Origin of the sequence: Mesorhizobium sp. M0037 (assembly GCF_040323635.1) — a bacterium.
Classification (GTDB): Bacteria; Pseudomonadota; Alphaproteobacteria; order Rhizobiales; family Rhizobiaceae; genus Mesorhizobium.
This window is the reverse complement of the sequence record NZ_JAMYVB010000007.1, coordinates 1-20,433: the sequence shown is the minus strand read 5'-3', so window position 1 is coordinate 20,433 and position 20,433 is coordinate 1. Positions and strand designations below refer to the sequence as shown.

General features: G+C 60.3%; 11 protein-coding genes. 5 read left to right on the top strand and 6 right to left on the bottom strand.

Annotation, left to right across the window (positions count from 1 at the left end; translation table 11 throughout):
* Positions 1–5: 5 nt before the first annotated feature.
* From NKJ78_RS12925 to NKJ78_RS12905, 5 genes are all read right to left on the bottom strand, one after another.
* Positions 6–866 (bottom strand): carbohydrate ABC transporter permease, encoded by an 861-nt coding sequence (locus NKJ78_RS12925; RefSeq protein ID WP_023667749.1) that lies wholly within the window; start codon positions 864–866, stop codon positions 6–8.
* A complete protein-coding gene (locus NKJ78_RS12920; protein WP_023738308.1) occupies positions 863–1,822 on the bottom strand; it encodes a carbohydrate ABC transporter permease in 960 nt (319 codons plus the stop codon). Before NKJ78_RS12920 ends, NKJ78_RS12925 begins: the two co-directional genes overlap by 4 nt.
* Positions 1,823–1,833: 11 nt before the next feature.
* Positions 1,834–3,156 (bottom strand): ABC transporter substrate-binding protein, encoded by a 1,323-nt coding sequence (locus NKJ78_RS12915; protein ID WP_023738307.1) that lies wholly within the window; start codon positions 3,154–3,156, stop codon positions 1,834–1,836.
* A 28-nt stretch (positions 3,157–3,184) separates the two neighbouring features.
* Complete coding sequence (locus NKJ78_RS12910; RefSeq protein ID WP_023738306.1) at positions 3,185–4,198, bottom strand: SIS domain-containing protein; 1,014 nt, start codon at positions 4,196–4,198, stop codon at positions 3,185–3,187.
* Between the two features lie 173 nt (positions 4,199–4,371).
* Positions 4,372–5,394, bottom strand: coding sequence for a LacI family DNA-binding transcriptional regulator (locus NKJ78_RS12905; RefSeq protein ID WP_023686868.1), 1,023 nt, complete (start codon positions 5,392–5,394; stop codon positions 4,372–4,374).
* Between the two features lie 1,695 nt (positions 5,395–7,089).
* On the opposite strand from NKJ78_RS12905, the gene NKJ78_RS12900 reads away from it, so the two are divergent.
* From NKJ78_RS12900 to NKJ78_RS12885, 4 genes are read left to right on the top strand one after another with little or no spacing between them, the layout of a single operon-like run.
* Positions 7,090–8,538 (top strand): TolC family protein, encoded by a 1,449-nt coding sequence (locus tag NKJ78_RS12900; protein ID WP_023738304.1) that lies wholly within the window; start codon positions 7,090–7,092, stop codon positions 8,536–8,538.
* Between the two features lie 37 nt (positions 8,539–8,575).
* On the top strand, positions 8,576–10,708 hold the full coding sequence (locus tag NKJ78_RS12895; RefSeq protein ID WP_023738303.1) for a type I secretion system permease/ATPase: 2,133 nt from the start codon (positions 8,576–8,578) through the stop codon (positions 10,706–10,708).
* 43 nt (positions 10,709–10,751) lie between these two features.
* Positions 10,752–12,041, top strand: coding sequence for an HlyD family type I secretion periplasmic adaptor subunit (locus tag NKJ78_RS12890; protein ID WP_023738302.1), 1,290 nt, complete (start codon positions 10,752–10,754; stop codon positions 12,039–12,041).
* Positions 12,031–12,672, top strand: a complete 642-nt coding sequence (locus tag NKJ78_RS12885) for a ribbon-helix-helix domain-containing protein (protein WP_023712249.1) — start codon at positions 12,031–12,033, stop codon at positions 12,670–12,672. Before NKJ78_RS12890 ends, NKJ78_RS12885 begins: the two co-directional genes overlap by 11 nt.
* 85 nt (positions 12,673–12,757) lie before the next feature.
* Here NKJ78_RS12885 and NKJ78_RS12880 read toward each other — a convergent pair whose 3' ends face one another.
* Complete coding sequence (locus NKJ78_RS12880) at positions 12,758–13,702, bottom strand: transglutaminase-like cysteine peptidase (protein ID WP_352460198.1); 945 nt, start codon at positions 13,700–13,702, stop codon at positions 12,758–12,760.
* Positions 13,703–14,024: 322 nt separating this feature from the next.
* Here NKJ78_RS12880 and NKJ78_RS12875 point away from each other — a divergent pair.
* Positions 14,025–20,433, top strand: a 6,409-nt coding sequence (locus tag NKJ78_RS12875) for a beta strand repeat-containing protein (RefSeq protein WP_352562470.1), incomplete at its 3' end; no start/stop codon positions are given.

Genomic DNA, 20,433 nt, shown 5'->3' with positions numbered 1-20,433 from the left:
AATTGTTATTTGCCGATGCCTTCGGCCAAGCCACGGATGAAGTAGCGTTGTGCGGCAAAGAACACGATCACGATAGGCAGCGCCGAGATCGTCATGGCCGCGAACACCACGGCATAGTTGGTCCCGTGGGTTGCCATGATCGACGTCAGTCCGACCGGCAGCGTCTGCACATCCGAGCCGCTCGTGAAGATCATGGCGAAGAGATATTCGTTCCAGGCGAACAGGACGTGCAGGATGACGCAGGAAATGATGATCGGCCGGCACAGCGGCAAGGTGATGCGCCAGAATATCTGACCCTCGCTGGCGCCATCCATCGTCGCCGCCTCGTCGATGTCTTCAGGCAGATCCAGCATGTAGGCGCGGATGAGGAAGGTGGTGAACGGCACACGGAACGCCGTGTAGAGAATGATCAGTGCCCAGTAGGTGTTGTAGAGACCGAGCGCCTGCAACATCTTCACCAGTGGAATGATCGCCACGGTGGGGCTCAGCATCAAGCCGCCCAGAACGATGGCAACAACCAGCGGCTTTGCCGGCATCTTGGTGCGGGTCAGGCCGAAGGCCGTCCAGGCGCTGATCAGCACGGTGCATATAGCCGAAGCGACGGTCACCAGCACCGAGACTGTCACGTAGCCACGCACGCCCTGGTTCCACGCTTGCAGGTAATTGTTCCACGACCAACGGGTGGGCAGGGCGAAGGGATCGCCGAAGATCTGTGCATTGTCCTTGAAGCCGCTCAGCGCCATCCAGATCAGCGGATAGATGACGACGACACCGAGGCAGACCAGGAACGAATAGAGCAATGTCCTGGCTATGACCGACCACACATTGACGTGCCGGCTGCGACCGGCTGCGACCATCGCACTCATAGCTGCACCCGGCGGCGCTTGGTGTACCAGAGCTGTGCCGCGCCTGTGAGCATGGTCAACATGAAGATGACGGCGGCAATCGCCGCGCCATAGCCGAAATTGTCCTCGATGAAGGCCTTCTGGTAGAGCCACGTGCCCAGCACCTGGCTGCTGTTGTTGGGCCCGCCCGCGGTCATCACCATAACCTCGTTGAACACTTGGAACGCGCCCGTGATGGTGACGATGATCATCAACCCCGTCATTTCCCGGGTGAGCGGAAAGGTGATGCTCCACAGGCGGCGAAGCGGATCCGCGCCGTCGATCGTTGCGGCATCGTAGAGGTCGCGCGGGATCTTCTGGATGGCAATGGCGAACAGCAGCGTCGAATAGCCAAAACCCTGCCATTGGCTCATGGCGATGATGGCATAGATGGCGGTGTGCTCATTGCCGAGCCAAGGCATGACGAGCTGGCTCAGTCCAACACGGCTGAGCGCGGCATCCAGCAAGCCGATCTGCGGCTGGTAGATGAAATAAAACAGCAGGCCGGTCACTGTGATCGAGATTGCCGACGGCACGAAATAGACGGCGCGCCACAGCCGGCGCCAGCTTTCGCTTTTCAGGTCCTCGATAATGGCCGCCAGCAGGAACGCGCCGAAGACCTGGAAGATGACGGAGATGAGAGCGTAGAGGCAGTTGTTCCACAGCGCCAGCAGCACGACCGGGTCATGCAGCAGCCGGTCGTAGTTGGCGAGGCCGACATTGGTGACCTCGCCGGTGTAGATGTCCTGGTCGGTGGTGCTGACGATGAAATTGTCGACGATCGGATAATAGACGAACCAGCCGATGAGGATGAGCGCGATCGCCGCCCATCGCAACGACAACAGGTTGGCGAAGCAGGCCCGCCGGCTCTTTGGCCGTTGCGGCCTGGCGACGCCGATGTCGGCGCCGCTGTCCACTGTGTCCGAGGCCCTTGCCATGCTCGCCTGCTTTATTTGGCCGCGGATGCGGCTTTGCGCACCTCGTCCATCACTTGCTCGGGCGTCATCGAGCCGCCCGCCAGCGCCTGCAGGCTGGACAGCCAGACGGCGGCGACGCGCGGTGGGTTGGCCGTATCCAGCCAGGGCATGAGGTATGAGGCGGCGTTGATATCCTTGAGGCCATCGACCACAGCCGCGCTCATGTTCGATTCCGAGGCGCCGCCGATGGTGGCGCTCGGCTGGCCATAGGGTGGCGCAGACAGCACCTGCGCATTTTCCTTCGAAGTCACGAACTTCATGAAATCGATCGCCAGCGGGATGTTCTTCGATGCCGCATTGATCATGTAGCCCTCCGGCGCGCCCTCGATCGACTTGGCGTCACCCTTGGCGCCGGCGGGCACCGGCAGCCGGAAGAATCCGAAATCGGCGGGCTTTAACGCCGACTCCGGCGTGGCGGCCTGATCGAACTCGATGATCTCCTGGTAGTACATGGCCGACTGGGCGTTGGTGAAGGCCTGGAGAGCCGAGGCATAGGATGTGCCGTTGACGCCGGCGCCATCGGTGCAGCGCTCGACAAGCTGGCTGAACTGCTTGAGTGCTGCGATATAGCCTGGGTCGGTGTATTGGGCGGTGGCCGGATCGAAGTCGCGTTCCAGCGTTGCCTGCGGCACGTTGTAGGCGAGCAGCTGGCCTGCAAAGTGGATTGCCGGCCAGGCCTCCTTGTTGCCGAAGGAGATCGGTGTCACGCCGGATTTGCGGATGGCGTCGCAGCTGGTCAGCAATTCCTCGAAAGTGCCGGGTGCCTTGAGGCTGAGCTTGGCGAAGATCTGCTTGTTGTAGCCCATGAACTTGGCATCCTGGTAAAGCGGAATGCCATAGAACTTGCCGTTGTACTGGAACGCCTTGACGGCGGCTGGAGACAGCGACTTGCCCCACTCGGTATCGGCAGCAATGACGGGCGTGAGATCAACGGCGCGATTGCCGCGCACGAAATTGCCACCCCAGCTGCCTGTCCAGGAGAAATAGATATCGGGCAGCGAGTTGGAAGCGACCAGCGTCTTGGTCTTGCCCTTCACGCTGTCGTCGCTCTCCTGGATAAGTTCGACCTTCACATCCGGATGGAGCTTCTCATAGGCCTGTGCCAGGTTGACGAAATAGGGCGACAGCTGTTGCAGCCCGAACTTCGTCAGGACCGAAAGCGTGCCGGTGTATTCCACCTTGGCGTTTGGGTCGGCCGTGACAGCCGGCGAAGCGGCGGAACTGCCGCTTATCGACAACCCCAATGATGATACCGCGGCCACCGTGACCGCCACGATTTGCAGCGAACGTTTCATGGATAGCTCCTTCAGAGGTGAGAGGGGATCAATATTCCACGCGTTTGTAGTAGCGACGGGTGGTCAGCGGGTGGTTGCGCAGCACCTCGAGATGGGCGCTCAGCCGCTCGAGCAAGGTGGCGAGCAGAACCGGCGAGATCATGCCGCGGACCTTTGCGGAGATGCCCGGCAACTTGACCGAGGCCGCGTCCAGCGTGCGAACGCGGTCCGTGTAGCGCTTGGCGAAGTTCTCGACCCGGTCGGCCAGGGGCCGAAGGGCATCTTCGCCCTTGAACACGAAAACGCTGACGCCCGGCTCGACCAACTCGAGCGTACCGTGGAAGAAGTCGGCGGCGTGCACCGGGCGGGTGCGAATCCACTGCATCTCTTCGAGGATGCACATGCCGTAATAGTGTGCCTCCGGCCACACCGAGCCGGCGCCGGTGAAGATGTGATAGGTATCGTCCTTGATTGTCTGGGCCAGTTCGGCCGCCCTGTCCTCAAAGGCAGCCTTGGCGTCGGCAAGCAGATCCGGCAGCAGTTTGAGTTCGGCGACAGTGCCATCAAAATCATCATATTCGCCGCGCTCTTCCAGCAGGGCCAGGACGATCAGCAGCGTCTGCAGGTAGAAGGATTCCGACGAGGTGTCGTCTTCGGCGAAGTTCGTGAAATTGTGGTCAGCCTCCCGTGCGATTGGCGTATCCGAATGGCCGGTGAGCGAAATCGTGCGCACACCACGTTTTTTCAGAAAGACCATGAGCTCGACGCCTTCCTTGGTCGTGCCCGACAAGGACGGGATGACCACCACGGCCTTGCTGTCGAGACCGGCGGGCGGATCGATCACGACCTGCGCCGGATAGGCACCGCTCACCGGGAAGGTGGAACAGCGCTGCGCCAACTCGATCGCGGGCAAGGTTAGAAGCTGCACGCCGCCGGTGCCCATGAAAAACAGCCGCTCGACGCCATCTGCCAGCAGTGTGCGCATCAGTGAGCGAACCTCACCTGCGACGGCGACGGCCCCGCTTTGGATCTTCACGAAGCGGTCCCTATCGAAGTTCAGCATGACGTTTTCCTTGTATTTCGCATGTTACAGGCGTCTAGCCCGCCTTAGGCGTCGGTGGGCCGTCTAGCTCGTTTTCCCGATGTGAGATCGATCTCACAAGCAATAATGGGCACGCAATTTCGCCAATGGCAAGTCCTTTAGACGAAATTCTCCGAAATCGAGGGGTTTGCTCTTTAGCGCACAGCGCGCCGGGCAACCGATCCGCGTACGATCAAGCGGGTCTGAAATCGGGTACGGCGCGGTGCAACCTTTTTGCCGGCAAGCCGCTCCAGCAGGTATCTGGCGGCGAGCGGTCCGATCTCGGAGATGGGTTGCGCCACGACCGTTATCTGCGGATCGGTGAACGTGGCGAGGTTGAAGTCATCGAAGCCAACCACCGACACATCATGCGGAATCGAGAGCCCCATTGAACGCAGGCCAAGAAGCGCGCCTTGCGTCATGAGGCTGTCCACCGTGAACAGTGCGGTCGGGCGATTGCGCCGGCTGAACAGGCGGATCGTGGCTTCGATGGCGTGCTCGACGGTCGAGCGCGATACGCCGATGAGCGCTTCATCGATTGCGATCCCATGCGAGTGGAGCGAGTTTTGGTAGCCAGCCAAGCGTTCCTGTGCCGTAAAGATGCGTGACTCGTCGCGCAAAAGACCGATCCGGTGGTGACCGTTGCCAACCAGATAGTCCACTGCCTCGCGTGCCCCGCCCTCGTTGTCGACGACGACGCTGTCGCATTGCAGGTCCTTTACCACGCGGTCGATGAGCACGATCGGTGCGCCTTCGCGAGCCAGTTGCACGATATGCTGGCTGTCGGTTGCAGACGTTGGGGCAAGGATGAAGCCGCGAATGCTGAGCGAGCGAAGGCTCTCAAGCAGTTCTTTCTCCTGTTCTACATTCTCCTCGCTGCTGGCAATCAGAAGATTGTGGCGGTGCTTGCGCAGTTCCACCTCTATGTCGTGCGCGATTCGGGCGAAGAACGGATTCTGGATATCGCCGGGCACGAAGCCTATGATCGGCAATTGTCCGCTGCGCAGCGCCTGCGCGACGAGGTTGGCCCGATAGCCCAGCCTTTCGGCTGCCTCAACCACGCGGAGCGCCGTCTCGTCGCCAACGTAACCATAGCTGTTGAGCGCCCGGGCGGCCGTGGCGCGCGACACCTTAGCCGCTGCGGCAACGTCCTTTAGTGTGATTCCTTTCTGGGCCACAGGTAACCGTCCTTCTTGGATCTGAACATTGCGTCAGATCATCCTCGGCTCGTCTTGCCGGCATCGTTGTGCGGCATATCGGACGATTCTCAAACTGCGAACATAGCTTTCGCAACTCCTTGCCACCTAATCGAGATACGCGCGCTGTTTGGCTATCTGGAAATTTGATCCACGAATGCACCTACATGTTGTGCAGTCAGTTCATTGCCTTGCACTGCCAGCATACGGCAATGAGTTCACGCCATGGTCCAGGCGGCCTCCCTGGCATCGATCATAACACCGATGGAGACGACTAGCCTTGCCGCCAAACTCGTCCAGCGATTGGAGGCGAGCTTTCAAAAAGGTCGAGCCAGACGCTCAAGGCCCGCTGCACGGAGAGCCATAGGCTGGGAGACTCTGAGCAAATCGGGAATCTGAGTCGCTTGCTCTGAACCGTCGGCATCATGCTGCTAACCGGTTTTGATCCTCCGGGGCTCCGCATGGGCAATAGCGACGAAAATGCTGTCGAGCAGATCCTTGTCGCGGAGGAACTTGCCAAGCAAGGGACCTCGGCCAGTACGCAAAAACGCCCGGCACTCTTGCGATAGCCGCGGAATATGCGGAAGGTCCGTCAGGCGGTCCGTCAAAGGCAATCTCTAAGCACCGATTGTCGCTGATCATCCTGAAAGGATTTGTTTTTATTTCAGCGCGTTACGTCAGATTGGCGTATTTTCGGCGGCGTTTGAGTGGGCCTGAATCATTCCCACTCGATTGTTTATACAGCCTATAACCCATTGAACGACTGTCAGTATTTTCCATCACAGCAAAAAAGTCCGCCACCAGAACCGTCAAAAAATTACCCTTTTGATTTAAAGGAAAAATCGGCGCAAAAAATATTTTGAGGTTTCACCAACTATCGGGATCAATCGGACGATTTTTTGCAGTTTGTGGCGTTCGACAGCCGCGCCCAACACTTTTCGAAATTACCGTCACTGCTCCAGGTGCATTTGCGCGTTTCAAAATCAATGGCTATGGTGGGCCCGGAGGGCGAATGAAAATCGTTGATTTTGTTGAGTTCTTCGTGGGCCAAAATCTGAAAGCTTCCCGTATGCTCCCGCGACCCCGAACTGCCGACCATAGCTGACCTCGTTTTCCAAACCTTGGGAGACCAGGTCCAGAACGTCGGAAATTGGGGCCGGTTGCAGATCGGCAGCTGTGGCAACAGCCGCGCGACCAGCTGACGGTCTAGCGTCTCGATATGGCCGATGAGACTTGGGAAGTACGAACATGCGGCAGCTTGCAGGCAGTTGTAATCCGTGGAACGGATTTACGAGTCGACGCGCCGGATTAGGACGGGCTCACTTGCCTCGAAGTTCATCCTGTTGCCAACCAATTGCCATGTGGGCTCGCAGATGAATATGCGCCCCAGAAATAGTCAGGCTATCTGAGCAGATTGGTTGTAAGTTGCCACTGCGGTCCCTTCCCCGGGGAGCATTCTCCTTTGCCTGCGCGAACCCGGATGGCTGTTGCCAGAAACCGCACCTGAGTATCTTTATGTGCTATTTTTGCTACATTCTTTAGATTTATGGCTTGAACTCAGCGTTTTACCGGTCACTAAATCAATAAGCGCTCACATATTTTGTAAATTTGTGAACAATCACGCTTGAGTTGTAGCGCCCGGGGATAAGGGCGCGGGGAAACGTTGGGATGGGCAAAATGAAAACAATAGTTATGCCGGCCATTGGCAAGCGCCTTGGCCTGCTGACGACGGTCGCCATATTGAGCTGTGGGAATGCTCACGCGCTCACTCTCCAGGAGGCGATGGCGGTTGCGGTGGAGTCCAACCCCGAAATTGGCCAAGCGATCGAAAACCGCGAAGCAATCGAATTCGAGCTACGCCAAGCGAAGGGACTTTATCTTCCCAGCGTCGATGTCGAGGCGTCGGCGGGGGTTCGTCGTCTCGACAATTCCTCCCGGCGTTCGCTGTCCATAGAGGATGACGCGCTCTATCCGGCGGAAGCCGATGTCGTTGTCACGCAGACGCTTTATGACAGCGGCGCAAGGCGGGCGGAACTGAATCGTCAGGCGTCGCGGGTCGACGGCGCATCGTTCCGGGTGCTGGAACGGTCTGAATTCATTGGACTGTCTGTCGTCCAGGACTATCTCGAATACATGCTGCAGGCTTCGATCGTTTCAGAAGCGAAGAAGAATCTGGGCTTTCACCAGGCAATCCTCGGCGACATCCGGCAAGGTATTGCAGGCGGCGCGTTGAACGAGGCTGATCGCCAGCAGGCCGAGGAGCGGCTGTTCGCTGCCAAGGCACGTATGCAGGAGGCGACCGAAGAACTGGAGGCTTCCAAGATACGGTTCTTCAAGACGGTCGGTAAGCCGCTGACCAACGCGTCAAGGCCAAGCGATGTCTCGAGCGCGCTGCCAAGGTCGCTCGACGACGCGCTAGGGCTGGCGCGACAGAACAATCCGCGCGTCCACATGGCCAACAGCGATATCGACGCCGCCGCCTCCCTGGTGGATGCGGCGCGGGCGAAATTCGGGCCCTCCGTCATCGCCGAAGGCCGCGCCCGCGGCGGCTATGACATCGACGGCGACGATGGCGACGCCAGCGACCTGCAGGCGCGGCTGGTGCTGCGCTGGAACCTCTATCGCGGCGGCATCGACAAAGCCAACGAGCAAGAGCAGGTCCGCCGCACCAGCGAGCAGCGCCTTGTGCTGCACCAGGTCCTGCGCGAGATCGAGGAAGCCGTCCGTACATCATGGGATCGCCGCTTCCGGCAGGCCGATCTGGCAAAGACATTGAAGCTTCAGGCTGCCGCCAACGAAAGGCTGGTGGCGTCCTATCGCGAGCAGTTCAAGGTCGGACAGCGCTCGCTGCTCGACGTGCTCGACGCGCAGAACACGCGATTCAACACAGCTACGCTTGCCGACACCGCATCCTACGCGTCGCTTTTCGCGCAGTACCGGCTGCTGGCGGCAACCGGGCAGTTGCTGAAGACCATGAATCTTCAGCCGGCAAAACAGGCCACCGCCTATGCCAAGGCCGAGTTCAATGCGCCTGAAACGGCCGACACCGAAACCTATGCGCGCACGCCGTCGGAGCAGACGAACGATCTGCCTTTCGACATCCTCGCACCGGTAAGAAAGAAGTAGGAAGGTCAAGGACGAACGATAGTCCTGCGGGCCAATCGTGAACCCACAACCCAAAATCCTCTCCCCAAAAGAGGCGTTCAAGGCCTGCTTCTCCGCTGTTGCTGGGTACCTCGGCAGGCCGAGTTCCGAGACCGTGCTGTTTGCCGGCGTGCCGCTGTCAGACACCCGCATCGATATCGACGCCATCCGGCATCTTGCCGAACGCATCGGTCTTGAAATCACGGAATTCAGCCATCGCGACTTTCTTCGCGGACGCATCGACCTTCCCGCCATTCTGTTTCGCGTCAGCCAGTTGCCTGTAGCGCTGCTTGCCCAGACCGAGGACGGTGGATTTACGACCGCTCCCCAGGAAGACGGCCGCACGACAATCAGCAAATCCGAGTTTTCCGGAAGTTATATCAGTGGCGGCGTTTCGTTCTCGATAACCTATGCCAACGCGGTCGAGGCGATGAGCGTCGGTTCTGCGGCCAAGATCGAGCGGCGACATTGGCTGACCGGCACAATGGGGCCGTTCTGGCGCACCTATTCCAAGGTCATCCTGTCAGCGGTATTCATCAATTTGTTGGCTCTTGCCTCACCGATCTTCACCATGAATGTCTACGACAGGATCTTGCCGAACAAGGCGATATCGACGCTCTGGGTGCTGTCGATCGGGATCGGCGCGGTCATTCTGTTCGACCTGCTCTTGAAGACCGCCAGAGCGTCGCTGATCGACTATGCCGGCCGCAAGGCCGATCTTCGCATCTCCTATATGCTGTTCGAGAAGGTTCTGAACTCGTCCTTGTCGGCACGGCCCGGCTCAACCGGCGAATATGCAAATCGGGTGACGCAGTACGAGTTCGTGCGCGAGTTTTTCACGTCGAACACCATCAGCATCTTCATCGACACGGCCTTCGTCTTCGTCTTTCTTGTTGTCATCTATGCGATAGGCGGTTGGCTGGTGGTCATACCGGCCATTGCCTTTGTCGCCTCGGTGATCGTCGGGCTGATCACGCAACGGCGCATCGGCAAACGCGTTGCCGCTTCCATGAACGAGGCTTCGCAGCGCCAGGCCCTGCTGGTGGAATCCATCTCCACGCTGGAAACGATCAAATCGCTCCGGGCAGAGGCGTACCTTCTGCGAAAATGGGCGGAGCATTCCAAGAACGCATCCAACACGTCCGAGAGGATCAAACAGCTTTCGGCTGCCGCCGGCAACATAACCCAAGCCATCCAGCAGATGGTCACCGTCGCTTTGATCGTGGCCGGCGCCTATGCCTTTTCGGAAGGGCATGTCTCGACCGGCGCCATCATCGGCACCGTCATGCTGGCAGGCCGGGCGGTCGCCCCGCTTGGGCAGATTGCGATCACCTTGTCCAGACTTCGCCAGGCGATGCTGTCCCTGCGAATGGTGAATTCGATCATGGCGCAGCCTGAGGATCGGCCGGACACGGTTGGTTTCGTCAACCGCCCCATTCGCAACGGTGCAATGGCATTCAGGAATGTCGGCTTTGTCTACCCGGGTTCCGAAAACGAAGTGCTGACCGGCCTGAATTTCTCGGTGAAGCCCGGTGAGCGGATCGGCATCATCGGCCGCATAGGCTCGGGAAAGACGACCATGGGGCGGCTGATCGGCAGGCTTTTCCTGCCGACCTCCGGCGAGCTGCTGCTGGACGGGATCGACATCCGTCAATATCACCCATCGGAGGTTCGCGCCGCGGTCGGGATCGTCGCGCAAGCCAACGATCTGTTTTCCGGCACCATCAAGGAAAATCTCCTGATGGCGTGCCCGGAGGCGACCGATGAGCAGATCGTCGACGCGGCCAAGGCTGCCGGCGTCGACGACTTCGTCTCCCGCCATCCGCGAGGCTACGACATGAATGTCGGCGAGCGCGGCACCAATCTCTCGGGCGGTCAGAGGCAGACAATGGCAATTGCCCGCCTGTTGCTGACCAAACCGAAGATCGTGTTCCTGGACGAGCCGTCCGGCTCGATGGATCTGGCTTCCGAACGCCAGCTGATCAAGCAGCTCAAAGTGGCTTTCGATCGCAACACGACGCTGATCGTTTCGACGCACCGCTTCAGCATGCTCGAGCTGGCCGACCGCCTGATTGTCATCGAGCAGGGCAAGATCGTTGCCGATGGACCGAAAGACCAAGTGATACAGGCGCTGCAGAAAACAAGCGCCTGACGAACAGAATTATGCGTGAATACAGCACGTCGGGACGTGGTAAATGCTAGCCAGGGAAGACCGTCCGCCGCTTTTTGCATCGGCTTCGATATTCATTATCGGAGCGCTCTTTGCGAGTTCGGTAGCCTGGGCGTCCTTTGCCGAGGTCGATGAAATCGCACGCGGCGACGGCAAGATCATACCGGCGTCGAAGACCCAGATCATCCAGGCCAGCGAGCCGGGCGTGGTTCAGGAAATCGCCGTGACGATCGGTCAGGTCGTCAAGAAGAATGACCTCATCATTCGTCTCGACAACACCTTCAACACTTCCAGCCTTGGCGAGCAGCAGGCCAAGGCGCGGGCATTGCAGACGCGCATTGCACGGCTCAAATTCGAACAGACCGGAAGTCTAGAGGGCGCGTTTCCGTGCCCGCCCGAGATTCAGAAGGTGGCGCCGGAAATCTGCGACAACGAGCAGAAGCTGCTAATCGCGCGGCGCGACAACTTCGAAGTCAAACTGTCGGTTCTCAAGTCGCGCCTCGATCAGCGTGAGAAGGAACTCGACGAAGCCAACGCCAATGCCGATCGCCTCACCAAGAACCTGGCTGTCAGCGACCAGGAGGCGAAGCTGGTCGAAGCGATGGTCAAGAAAGGCCTGATGGCGCGAACCGAGCAGCTCCGCGTCGAGCGCGAGCAGACCGAGCTCAATGGTCAGCTGACGCTTGCCGGAGAGACCATCAAGAAAGCCAGGTCTGCCATCACGGAAGCCAAGCTTCAGGTCGACGAACTTGGCCTCCAGCTGCAACAGGAAGCGCTCAGCGATCTGACGCAGGCGCTGGCCGATCTCTCGGTGGTGGACGAGACGATACGCGGTGCCACCGACAAGGTGGCGCGTACCGATATCCGTTCGCCTGTCGATGGTATCGTCAACACGCTTGACATCAACACGGTCGGCGCCTTCGTCCAGCCCGGCGCGGTCGTCGCGGGTATCGTGCCGACGTCCGAGACCCTGCTGGTCGAAGCCCGGGTCTCACCGCGGGACGTCGCCTTCATCCGGCCGGGCCAGGATGCCCTGATCAAGGTGACCGCCTATGACTTCTCGATCTTCGGCGGCATCGAAGGCAAGGTGTCGAACATCACTGCCGACAGCCTTGTCGACCAGAAGACCGGCGAACCGTACTATCAGGTGCGTGTCGCCACCGACAAATCGACCCTGACACGCGACGGCAAGACCTATTCGATCATCCCCGGCATGATCTGTTCGGTCGACATCAAGACCGGACGCAAGACGATTCTCACCTACCTTCTGAAACCAATCAACAAGGCGCGGGAGGAGGCAATGAGTGAGCGATAGTGCGATCTCCCGCCCGGTCGATCGCGACCGGCTGCTGCCACCGCTGGCGAGTGAGGATTTCGGTCTCGAGTTCCGGGTTGTGGCGCGTGGCGGCACGCGCCGCGGCATTCGTCTGGAGAGGGCGTTCTGGACTTCGCTGAAGCAGATGGCGGAAAGCCGCAAATGCACGATCGGCACACTGATCGAGGAAATTGCAGAGAGCCACGCCAACGCCGGAAACCTGACATCGGCAATCCGCGTAGCCTGCATGCGTGGACTGGCCGACCAGAACGTCACCTTGCAGAGGCTCGCGTCGATCAAGACCATCAACGCCATTCTCGTCGCCTGTCCCTCGCCGGCCTTTGCCCTGGCATCGTCGAAGAAGATCCTGACCTTCAATGCGCCGTTCCAGCAGCTGGTGCGGCGGCAATTGCCGGTGGCGCCGAACGAGGACGCGCGCCAGGATCTCAAGCTGGCGCTGGACCTCAATGTCGCCGACATATTCGCCAGGCTGGACGCCAATGGCGAGACGCCGGTCGCGACCGGTTTCGTCATAGGCGCCGGCGACCGCCGCTACCGCGGTCAACTGAGCGCGGTGCGGGCGCCGGTGGTCGAGCCGGAACTGCTGATGGCGTTCGTCTTCGGCGGCTAGAGCAATTCCGGGAAAAGTGTGAGCGGTTTCCGTGGAAAATTGCGTCAAACAAGAGATAGAGCGCTCAAGACTCTCTGATGAGAGCTTACGGCTGCACACCTTCACCAGGCGCGACCGTCGAAAGGCCGCCCTTGATATCGGCTATTTGAGCAGAACCGGTCTTCGCGCCATGGATCCACGCGCGATCGGTGCTGAACGAATACAGCGGCACGTAGGTCGGCAGGTCTGTATCGCGGGAAACTACATTGCTCAAACTGTCGAGAATGAAGACGCCGCTGCCGGTGCTGACCGACAGCACGGCATGAAAGAAACCGCGCTTGCGATCCTGCAAGACGACCAGCGACATGCTCTGCGCCGGGATGCCTGCATGCAGCAGCGCAGCCATCTTGAGGATGGCGAAATCCTCGCAGTCCCCTGCCCGCCGCTCAAGGATTTCCCGGGGCTTGGCCCAGTAGTCGAGCTTGCCGTAAACCACGCTGTCCTTCTTGTAGGCGATGGCGCGATTTATACTTGAGTTGACGAAGAACAACTTATCGATGAAGCGCTTGTTCCCGGCTGCCTTGACTATCTCGGCAAAGGCGCTGTTATTGCGTTCGCACGCGCTGCTCGCGGTACAGTCGACAATTGCCTTGTAGACCGGCGCCCAGCGCGCCGAAACCGGGAAATTGCGCATCGACAGGGCAACAGAACCGAACACGCCGGGAATGATCGCCGCCGTCTGGATCAGGTCGATCCCGGCGGCGGGCGGCGCGATCGAAGAACCACGCTTTTCATCAACGGCAACAGGACCATAGCTGCTGAAAATCATGCCGATCCGGTAGGCTGAAACCGGCTGCCATGGCTGCGGCCGAGCCAGCGAAACGCCGCCGAGACTGGAAGGGGTTTCGACCGCCGCCAGAACTCCAGCGGCAGCGCCGGCATTCACGGTAATTGCTTTCGCGGATGATGGCTGCGGCAGGCTTGTGATCGCCATTGCCAGCAGGAGGAGCCTGAGCCCGGTTATTCCCAGGGCAGATTTTTCTTTTTTCATAACGCCCACCTCTTGACTGTGGACGGTACCAATCTTGTCTCAAATTACTGGAAAGGAAGGTGGATAAGTTTCCTTCAATCGGGAAGATCTATTTTGCGTAAAACTTTATTCAATTTTATACTTCTTTCACCAATCCAGCTCAGCCGGCGGATATCAAACGAGGCGCGGCGCGCCCAATGCATATCAGATTATATCTTCCGGGTTTACCTTACGTGAAAAATGCCGAGACTTGCATAACAGGATATATGAAATTGAGTGCGGGACAGTTGCAAAGCAGAAGTCGTCACTGTCTCTATCCGGGAAATGCCGGAGGGGTTTGGCGATGACGACGAGTAACGATTTGGATACCGTCTCGAATTCTTGGGACGAGCACTCTTCACATGAACATGGCGGCCCGCCATCGCAGGCAGGCATCCAGGTAGCGCAGGCCGCTCAGGCGGCGCCTGCCGAGCCGGTACCGGTCGATGTCGGCAGTGGCGCACCCGTTCAGCCGGCAGCACCCGCGGAGGCGAAAGCGCCGGCGGCAGCCGCGCCGCATGAATACGTGGCCGACGCCAGCAACATCGTGAAACTTCCGGCGGACGTCTCCATCGACAACATCAAGGTCGACGGCCACAATCTGTTGCTGGAACAGGCCGACGGTTCAGTCATCCTCATCAAGGATGGCGCGCTCAACGTGCCGACCTTCATCATCGGTGATGTCGAAGTTCCGCGCGTGGCCTTGCTGGCCGCTCTTGAAGCGAGCCACGTCGATGTCGCCTTCGGTGCTGATGGTTCGATATCGGCCGGCCCCGGAGGCGCCCCAGGCAGTGCCGGCGGCGACTTCACCATTCCCCCAGGTGGTATCGGCGACGGCTTCGATATTTCCGCATTGTTGCCGCCGACGGACCTGCAATTTGGACGGCTGGAGCCGCGTGAGCTGACGATCGGGGTCAGGGAAGAAGATACGACGCCGACAATCGACATTGGCTCCGGATTTGTCGTCAACGAGGCCGCGCTTTCCGACGGGACGGATCCGGCCAGCACCGCCGAGCAGGTTTCAGGGACCTTCAACATCGTCTCGGGTGATGGCATCGGGACGCTTGTCATTGACGGTGTGGACGTGACCAACGGCGGCAGCGTTGCCGGGCAATACGGCACGCTCGTGGTCACCGGCAATCCGACGAACGGCTATAGCTGGGTTTATACCCTTGCCGACAACACTCTTGATCATCACGACAAGTTATCGACCGGAACGACCGAGGGGGTTTCCGACAGCTTTGCCGTCGTGGTTACAGACACAGACAATGAGCCGGCCACCGCGACCCTCAATATCGGTGTGCTGGATGACGGCCCAACGCTTTCCGTCCAGGCAACTGTGCAAGCGGGACAGTTGCTTTCAGTCGAGCTCGACGAGACGGTCGGCGGCGACCGCTACAATAGCGGCGAGACTGAAGATGCCGGCGGCAACGCCAACACCGATGACGGCGTTGGCCTGGCCCAGGTGACGACCGGCCTGGCGGGTGGCCTTTCTTCGCTGTTCGCCGTTGGCGGCGTCTACGGTGCAGACGGACCGGGCAGCACGACCGGGCAGTTGGCATTCACCGGCATTCCAGTCGGTGGCCTTGCCACGAATCTCACTGCCACCGACGGCGGCGCCGTTACGCTCTTCCTCGAAGGAGGAGTGATTGTCGGCCGCGACACGCAGAACAATCAGGTTCTGACCATTGCGATCACCGGTGCGCCGGGCGCCGAGCAGCTGCAGACCACGCTCTATGAAGCTCTCAACCATGGCGCCGACGGCAACAAGTTCGATTCCGAGCTCAACCTTGCGCTGACCAATGGCGGCCAGGTTCAGCTGCAATATGAGGTGACGCGCCAGGACGGCGACGGCGACACCGTCATCGAGAAGGCTACCGTCGATCTGATCGACGGCAACGGCTCGGCATTCTCCTTCGACGATGACGGGCCAAGCCTTACGGTTGGCGCCCACGATGGAGCCGCTGGCCTGCTTTCGGTCGAGCTCGACGAGACGGTTGGCGCGGACCGCTACAATGGCGCTATCGGCGAGACCGAAGACGCCGACGGCAACGCCAACACGGATGATGCTGGTCCGGGCCTGGCACAGGTCAACACGGCAGTATCGGGCGGACTGACCAATCTGTTCACGATCGGCGGCAGCTATGGTTCGGACGGTCCTGGAACCGTCACCGGAACTTTGAGCTTCACCGGCATTCCGGCCGGTGGCCTTGCCACGAATCTCACTGCCACCGATGGCGGCGCCATCACACTGTTCCTCGAGGGCGGCGTTATCGTCGGCCGCGACACGCAGAACAATCAGGTTCTGACCATTGCGATCACCGGCGCGCCGGGCGCCGAGCAGCTGCAGACCACGCTCTATGAAGCGCTCAACCATGGCGCCGACGGCAACAAGTTCGATTCCGAGCTTGACCTTGCGCTGACCGATGGTGGCCAGGTTCAGCTGCAATATGAGGTGACGCGCCAGGACGGCGACGGCGACACCATCACAGAGAAGGCGACCGTCGACCTGATCGACGGCCAAGGCTCGGCATTCTCCTTCGACGACGATGGACCAAGCCTAACGGTCGGCGCCCACGATGGAGCCGCTGGGCTGCTTTCCGTCGAGCTCGACGAGACGGTTGGCACGGACCGCTACAATGGCGGCGAGACTGAAGACGCTGGCGGCAACGCCAACACCGATGATGGCGTCGGCCTGGCACAGGTCAACACGGCAGTATCGGGCGGACTGACCAATCTGTTCGCGATCGGCGGCAGCTATGGTTCGGACGGTCCTGGAACCGTCACCGGCGCTTTGAGCTTCACCGGCATTCCGGCCGGTGGCCTTGCCACGAATCTCATTGCCACGGACGGCGGGGCCATTACGCTCTTCCTCGAAGGCAGCGTCATTGTCGGCCGCGACACGCAGAACAATCAGGTTCTGACCATCGCGATCACCGGCGCGCCCGGCGCCGAGCAGCTGCAGACCACGCTCTACGAAGCGCTCAACCATGGCGCTGACGGCAACAAGTTCGATTCCGAGCTCAACCTTGCGCTGACCAATGGCGGCCAGGTTCAGCTGCAGTATGAGGTGACGCGCCAGGACGGCGACGGCGACACCATCACAGAGAATGCGACCGTCGACCTGATCAACGGCCAAGGCTCCGCATTCTCCTTCGACGATGACGGGCCGAAGGTTATTGGCGCCGCCCAGGTCACCGCGAATGTCGACGAAGATGGTCTGCACAACAGCCAGTCCACCGGAAATGCCGACAATCCTCAGCTCGACGGCGAAGTGACCGGAACAAACTCCGCGGTTGCCATCGGTGCTGCCGGCGCATTGAATGCAATCGTCGACTTCGGCTCTGACGGCCCTAATGCGACCTCCGCTTTCGGCCTTGTCACCCAAACCACCCCATCGGATTCGGGGTTTGATTCGAAAGGCGGCAACGTCCTCATCGTCTCCGACGGCACGACCCTGACCGGCTATGTCGATGTAGGCGCCGGTGCCGGCTATCAGGCGGGCACGGATCGTCCCGTTTTCACCCTGACCGTCGGTGCGGACGGCTCCTATGTCTTCACCCTGATCGACCAGATCGATCATCCGACGCTGCCGGGCGACAGCACCGAAAACACGCTTGCCAATGGCGGGATCGATCTCTCGGCATTCGTCGTCGCCAAGGATGGCGACGGCGACACCATCGGACTGGCGGCTGGTACGTTCAAGGTCCAGGTGCTCGACGACGTTCCGCAGATCCTCGCCCGGGACGCCGGCACGACAACCACAACCACCACCGAAACGATCGTCTATACGCTGCAGGCCGGCAACACCGATGTTCGCGGCATGGATGGCGCCGGCAATCACGACATCAAGCTCACCGGCATCGACATCAACGAAGGCGACAATTCCGTCAACACCACGGGTACCAAGATCGGCGTCGGCGACGGCCAGATCATCGACGGATACGAAACCCATCCGCATTTGACCGGCCCCGAAATCGTGACGATGGACTTCGTCAATGATCTTGTGATCACACCCAACGGTCCGAATCCGCCAAGCGTCAGCGACAGCGGCTCGTACGATGTCGCCTCGGTCAAGTTCACGATCGATGTTGCGGAAGCCCAGGGTGTCGAAGCCGCCGTGATGTTCATCGGCGCCAAGGACGGTGGCACATTCGAACCGTTCACCGTGAGCATCAACGGTGTGCTGACCGCCGGCACGGCTGTCTTCGAAGGCGGCGTGCAGGTGGGCTATGCCTTCGCCGACGTGCCGGATGGTGCGACGGTCGAGGTCATTGGCAGCACCCCGTTCGACCAGCTCAAGGTGGGCAACTACAACGATTTTACCTTCGATTCCAACGCTGGCGGGACCGATGCGACCTTGACTGGCGGCAACCCGTTCAAGATCTTCGGCATCGAAGCCAAGATCACGACCGTCACCACACAGACCGAAGTCTTCCGGGTCAGCCACGACGAATCCGCCGGCGTCAACAATGCCGCGGATCCCAATCCGGCCAACGACACCGCGCTTCCCCCGCCTGCCCTGGTCACCGAACCAGACGCACTAGGTTACGCAAAATCTTCAGCCAGTGCACTCGGCCTGTTCAATGCGTCGGTTGGCGCGGACGACGACGCGACGTTCTCCTTTGCGGTGACGGATGCGAACGGCAACCCGCTGGCAAACATCGATTCGGGCCTGAAGACACTCGACGGCCTGGCAATCATGCTCTCGACAAATGCGGACGGCGTTCTCGTCGGTTCTGCCAACGGCATCGACGTGTTCAAGGTTTATGTCGATCCGACCGGCGCGGTCTGGATCGGGCAGTATCAACCGATCGCTCACAATGTCGACGGTTCAAGCACCGCAGCATTTGACGACATCGCGACCGTCGCCGCCGACCTGCACGTCAAAGCCACCATCACCGATTTCGACGGCGATACCAGCACCGCCGTATCCCATGTCGCCTTGAGCATCGAATTCCAGGATGACGGTCCGGTCGCGGTAGATGATCAGGACTCGGTCACAGAAGAAGGGCCGCTCACGGCAGATGGCAATGTGATCACGGGCGTAGGCGGCGCCGACGCAAACGCAACCGACGGCCACGCGGATCACCTCGGCACCGACGGCTTGGGCTCGATCACCTGGGACGGCGCCGATGCCGATCATCATGTAGCAGGAACCTACGGCGAGCTGACGGTGGGCGCTGACGGCAGCTATAGCTATGCGCTCTATACGCAGGCACAGAATCCGACCGCATATGCCGCAGTGCAGGCGCTTTCGGTCGGCGAGAGCCTGTCTGAAACCTTCGACTATACGCTCACGGATGGTGACGGCGACACCGCGCCGGCTTCGCTAACCATAACGGTCAATGGCGCCGATGATATCGTCACCATTTCGGGGCTAACGCCACAAACGGACGGCGGCGATACAGTCGTTGACGAAAAAGGGCTTCCACCTCGCGGATCCGAGCCGGCTGGCTCCGGCGAACTCCAGGACGCCAATCCAACCAACAACTCCGATCATTCGGAGACGAATGGCGGCACGTTCGCTTTCACCTCTCCGGACGGCCTGGGGTCGCTGCAGGTGGGCACCACCAGCATCAGCTATGCCCAGCTCTCGAACTCGGGCGCGGTTCCCATCGTCATTGCGGGCGGCCCGGTCTACGGCACGCTGACGATCACCGGCTTCAGCGGAACAAACGCCGGTGGCACAGTGAGCTACAGCTTCACGCTCACCGATAATGTCGATCATCCGGGCACGGGAGTGGTCGGAGCGGCCGATCAGCTGTTTGCGAACTATGCTGTTGTCGTCACCGATGAGGATACGAGTTCTTCGAGCAGCACACTATCGATTGCCATCAATGATGATGGTCCCGTTGCACACGCCGATACCGACAGTGTTGCGTCCAACCAGTTCACCGCCGAGACCGGCAATGTGCTGAGCGCGGTTGGCACCACCTCGCCGGTCACCGGCATCGACGTCAAGGGCGCCGATGGCGCTGCCGTGGTCGGCGTTGCCGCCGGCAACACCAATCTCGATGTCGACAATGCCGCAACGCTCGGCACCCAGGTCCAGGGCAGCTACGGCAAGCTGACGCTCAACGCCGACGGCTCCTACTCCTATGTTCGCGATGCCGGCACGCAGGGCGGCGTCAGCGATGTCTTCACCTACACCATCAAGGACGGCGACGGCGACACCTCGCACACCACGCTGACCATCGCCATCGGCGATTCAACCCCGACCGACGCCATTCCGGCTGCCGGCGGCGCCACCACCACCGTCTATGAAGCCAGCCTGCCGGCACGCGCCGGCGAACCGGCCGGCTCCAACGAGCCTGCAACCACCGAGACCACTTCGGGCACCATCGGCTTCACCTCGCCCGACGGCCTGACCACCGTCTCGCTGGGTGGCCATGTGCTGACCGGCTCGGCCCAGACTTTTGCCGACGGCACCACAGGATCGCTGACGGCCAGCTATGTCTACAATGCAACCACCGGCATCGGCACCATCAGCTACGCCTATACGCTGATCGACAACACGCTGACCGATCCGTCGAGCACCAGCTTCGCGGTCGTCGTCACCGACGCCGACGGCGACAGCGCTCCAGCCGGCAATCTCGTCATCACCATCGTCGACGACGTGCCGACCGCACACGCCGATACCGACAGTGTTGCGTCCAACCAGTTCACCGCCGAGACCGGCAATGTGCTGAGCGCGGTTGGCACCACCTCGC

Coding starts and splice junctions, on each gene's coding strand:
- NKJ78_RS12925 (WP_023667749.1), bottom strand. CDS start 866: ATGAGTGCGATGGTCGCAGCCGGTCGCAGCCGGCACGTCAATGTGTGG.
- NKJ78_RS12920 (WP_023738308.1), bottom strand. CDS start 1,822: ATGGCAAGGGCCTCGGACACAGTGGACAGCGGCGCCGACATCGGCGTC.
- NKJ78_RS12915 (WP_023738307.1), bottom strand. CDS start 3,156: ATGAAACGTTCGCTGCAAATCGTGGCGGTCACGGTGGCCGCGGTATCA.
- NKJ78_RS12910 (WP_023738306.1), bottom strand. CDS start 4,198: ATGCTGAACTTCGATAGGGACCGCTTCGTGAAGATCCAAAGCGGGGCC.
- NKJ78_RS12900 (WP_023738304.1), top strand. CDS start 7,090: ATGAAAACAATAGTTATGCCGGCCATTGGCAAGCGCCTTGGCCTGCTG.
- NKJ78_RS12890 (WP_023738302.1), top strand. CDS start 10,752: ATGCTAGCCAGGGAAGACCGTCCGCCGCTTTTTGCATCGGCTTCGATA.
- NKJ78_RS12880 (WP_352460198.1), bottom strand. CDS start 13,702: ATGAAAAAAGAAAAATCTGCCCTGGGAATAACCGGGCTCAGGCTCCTC.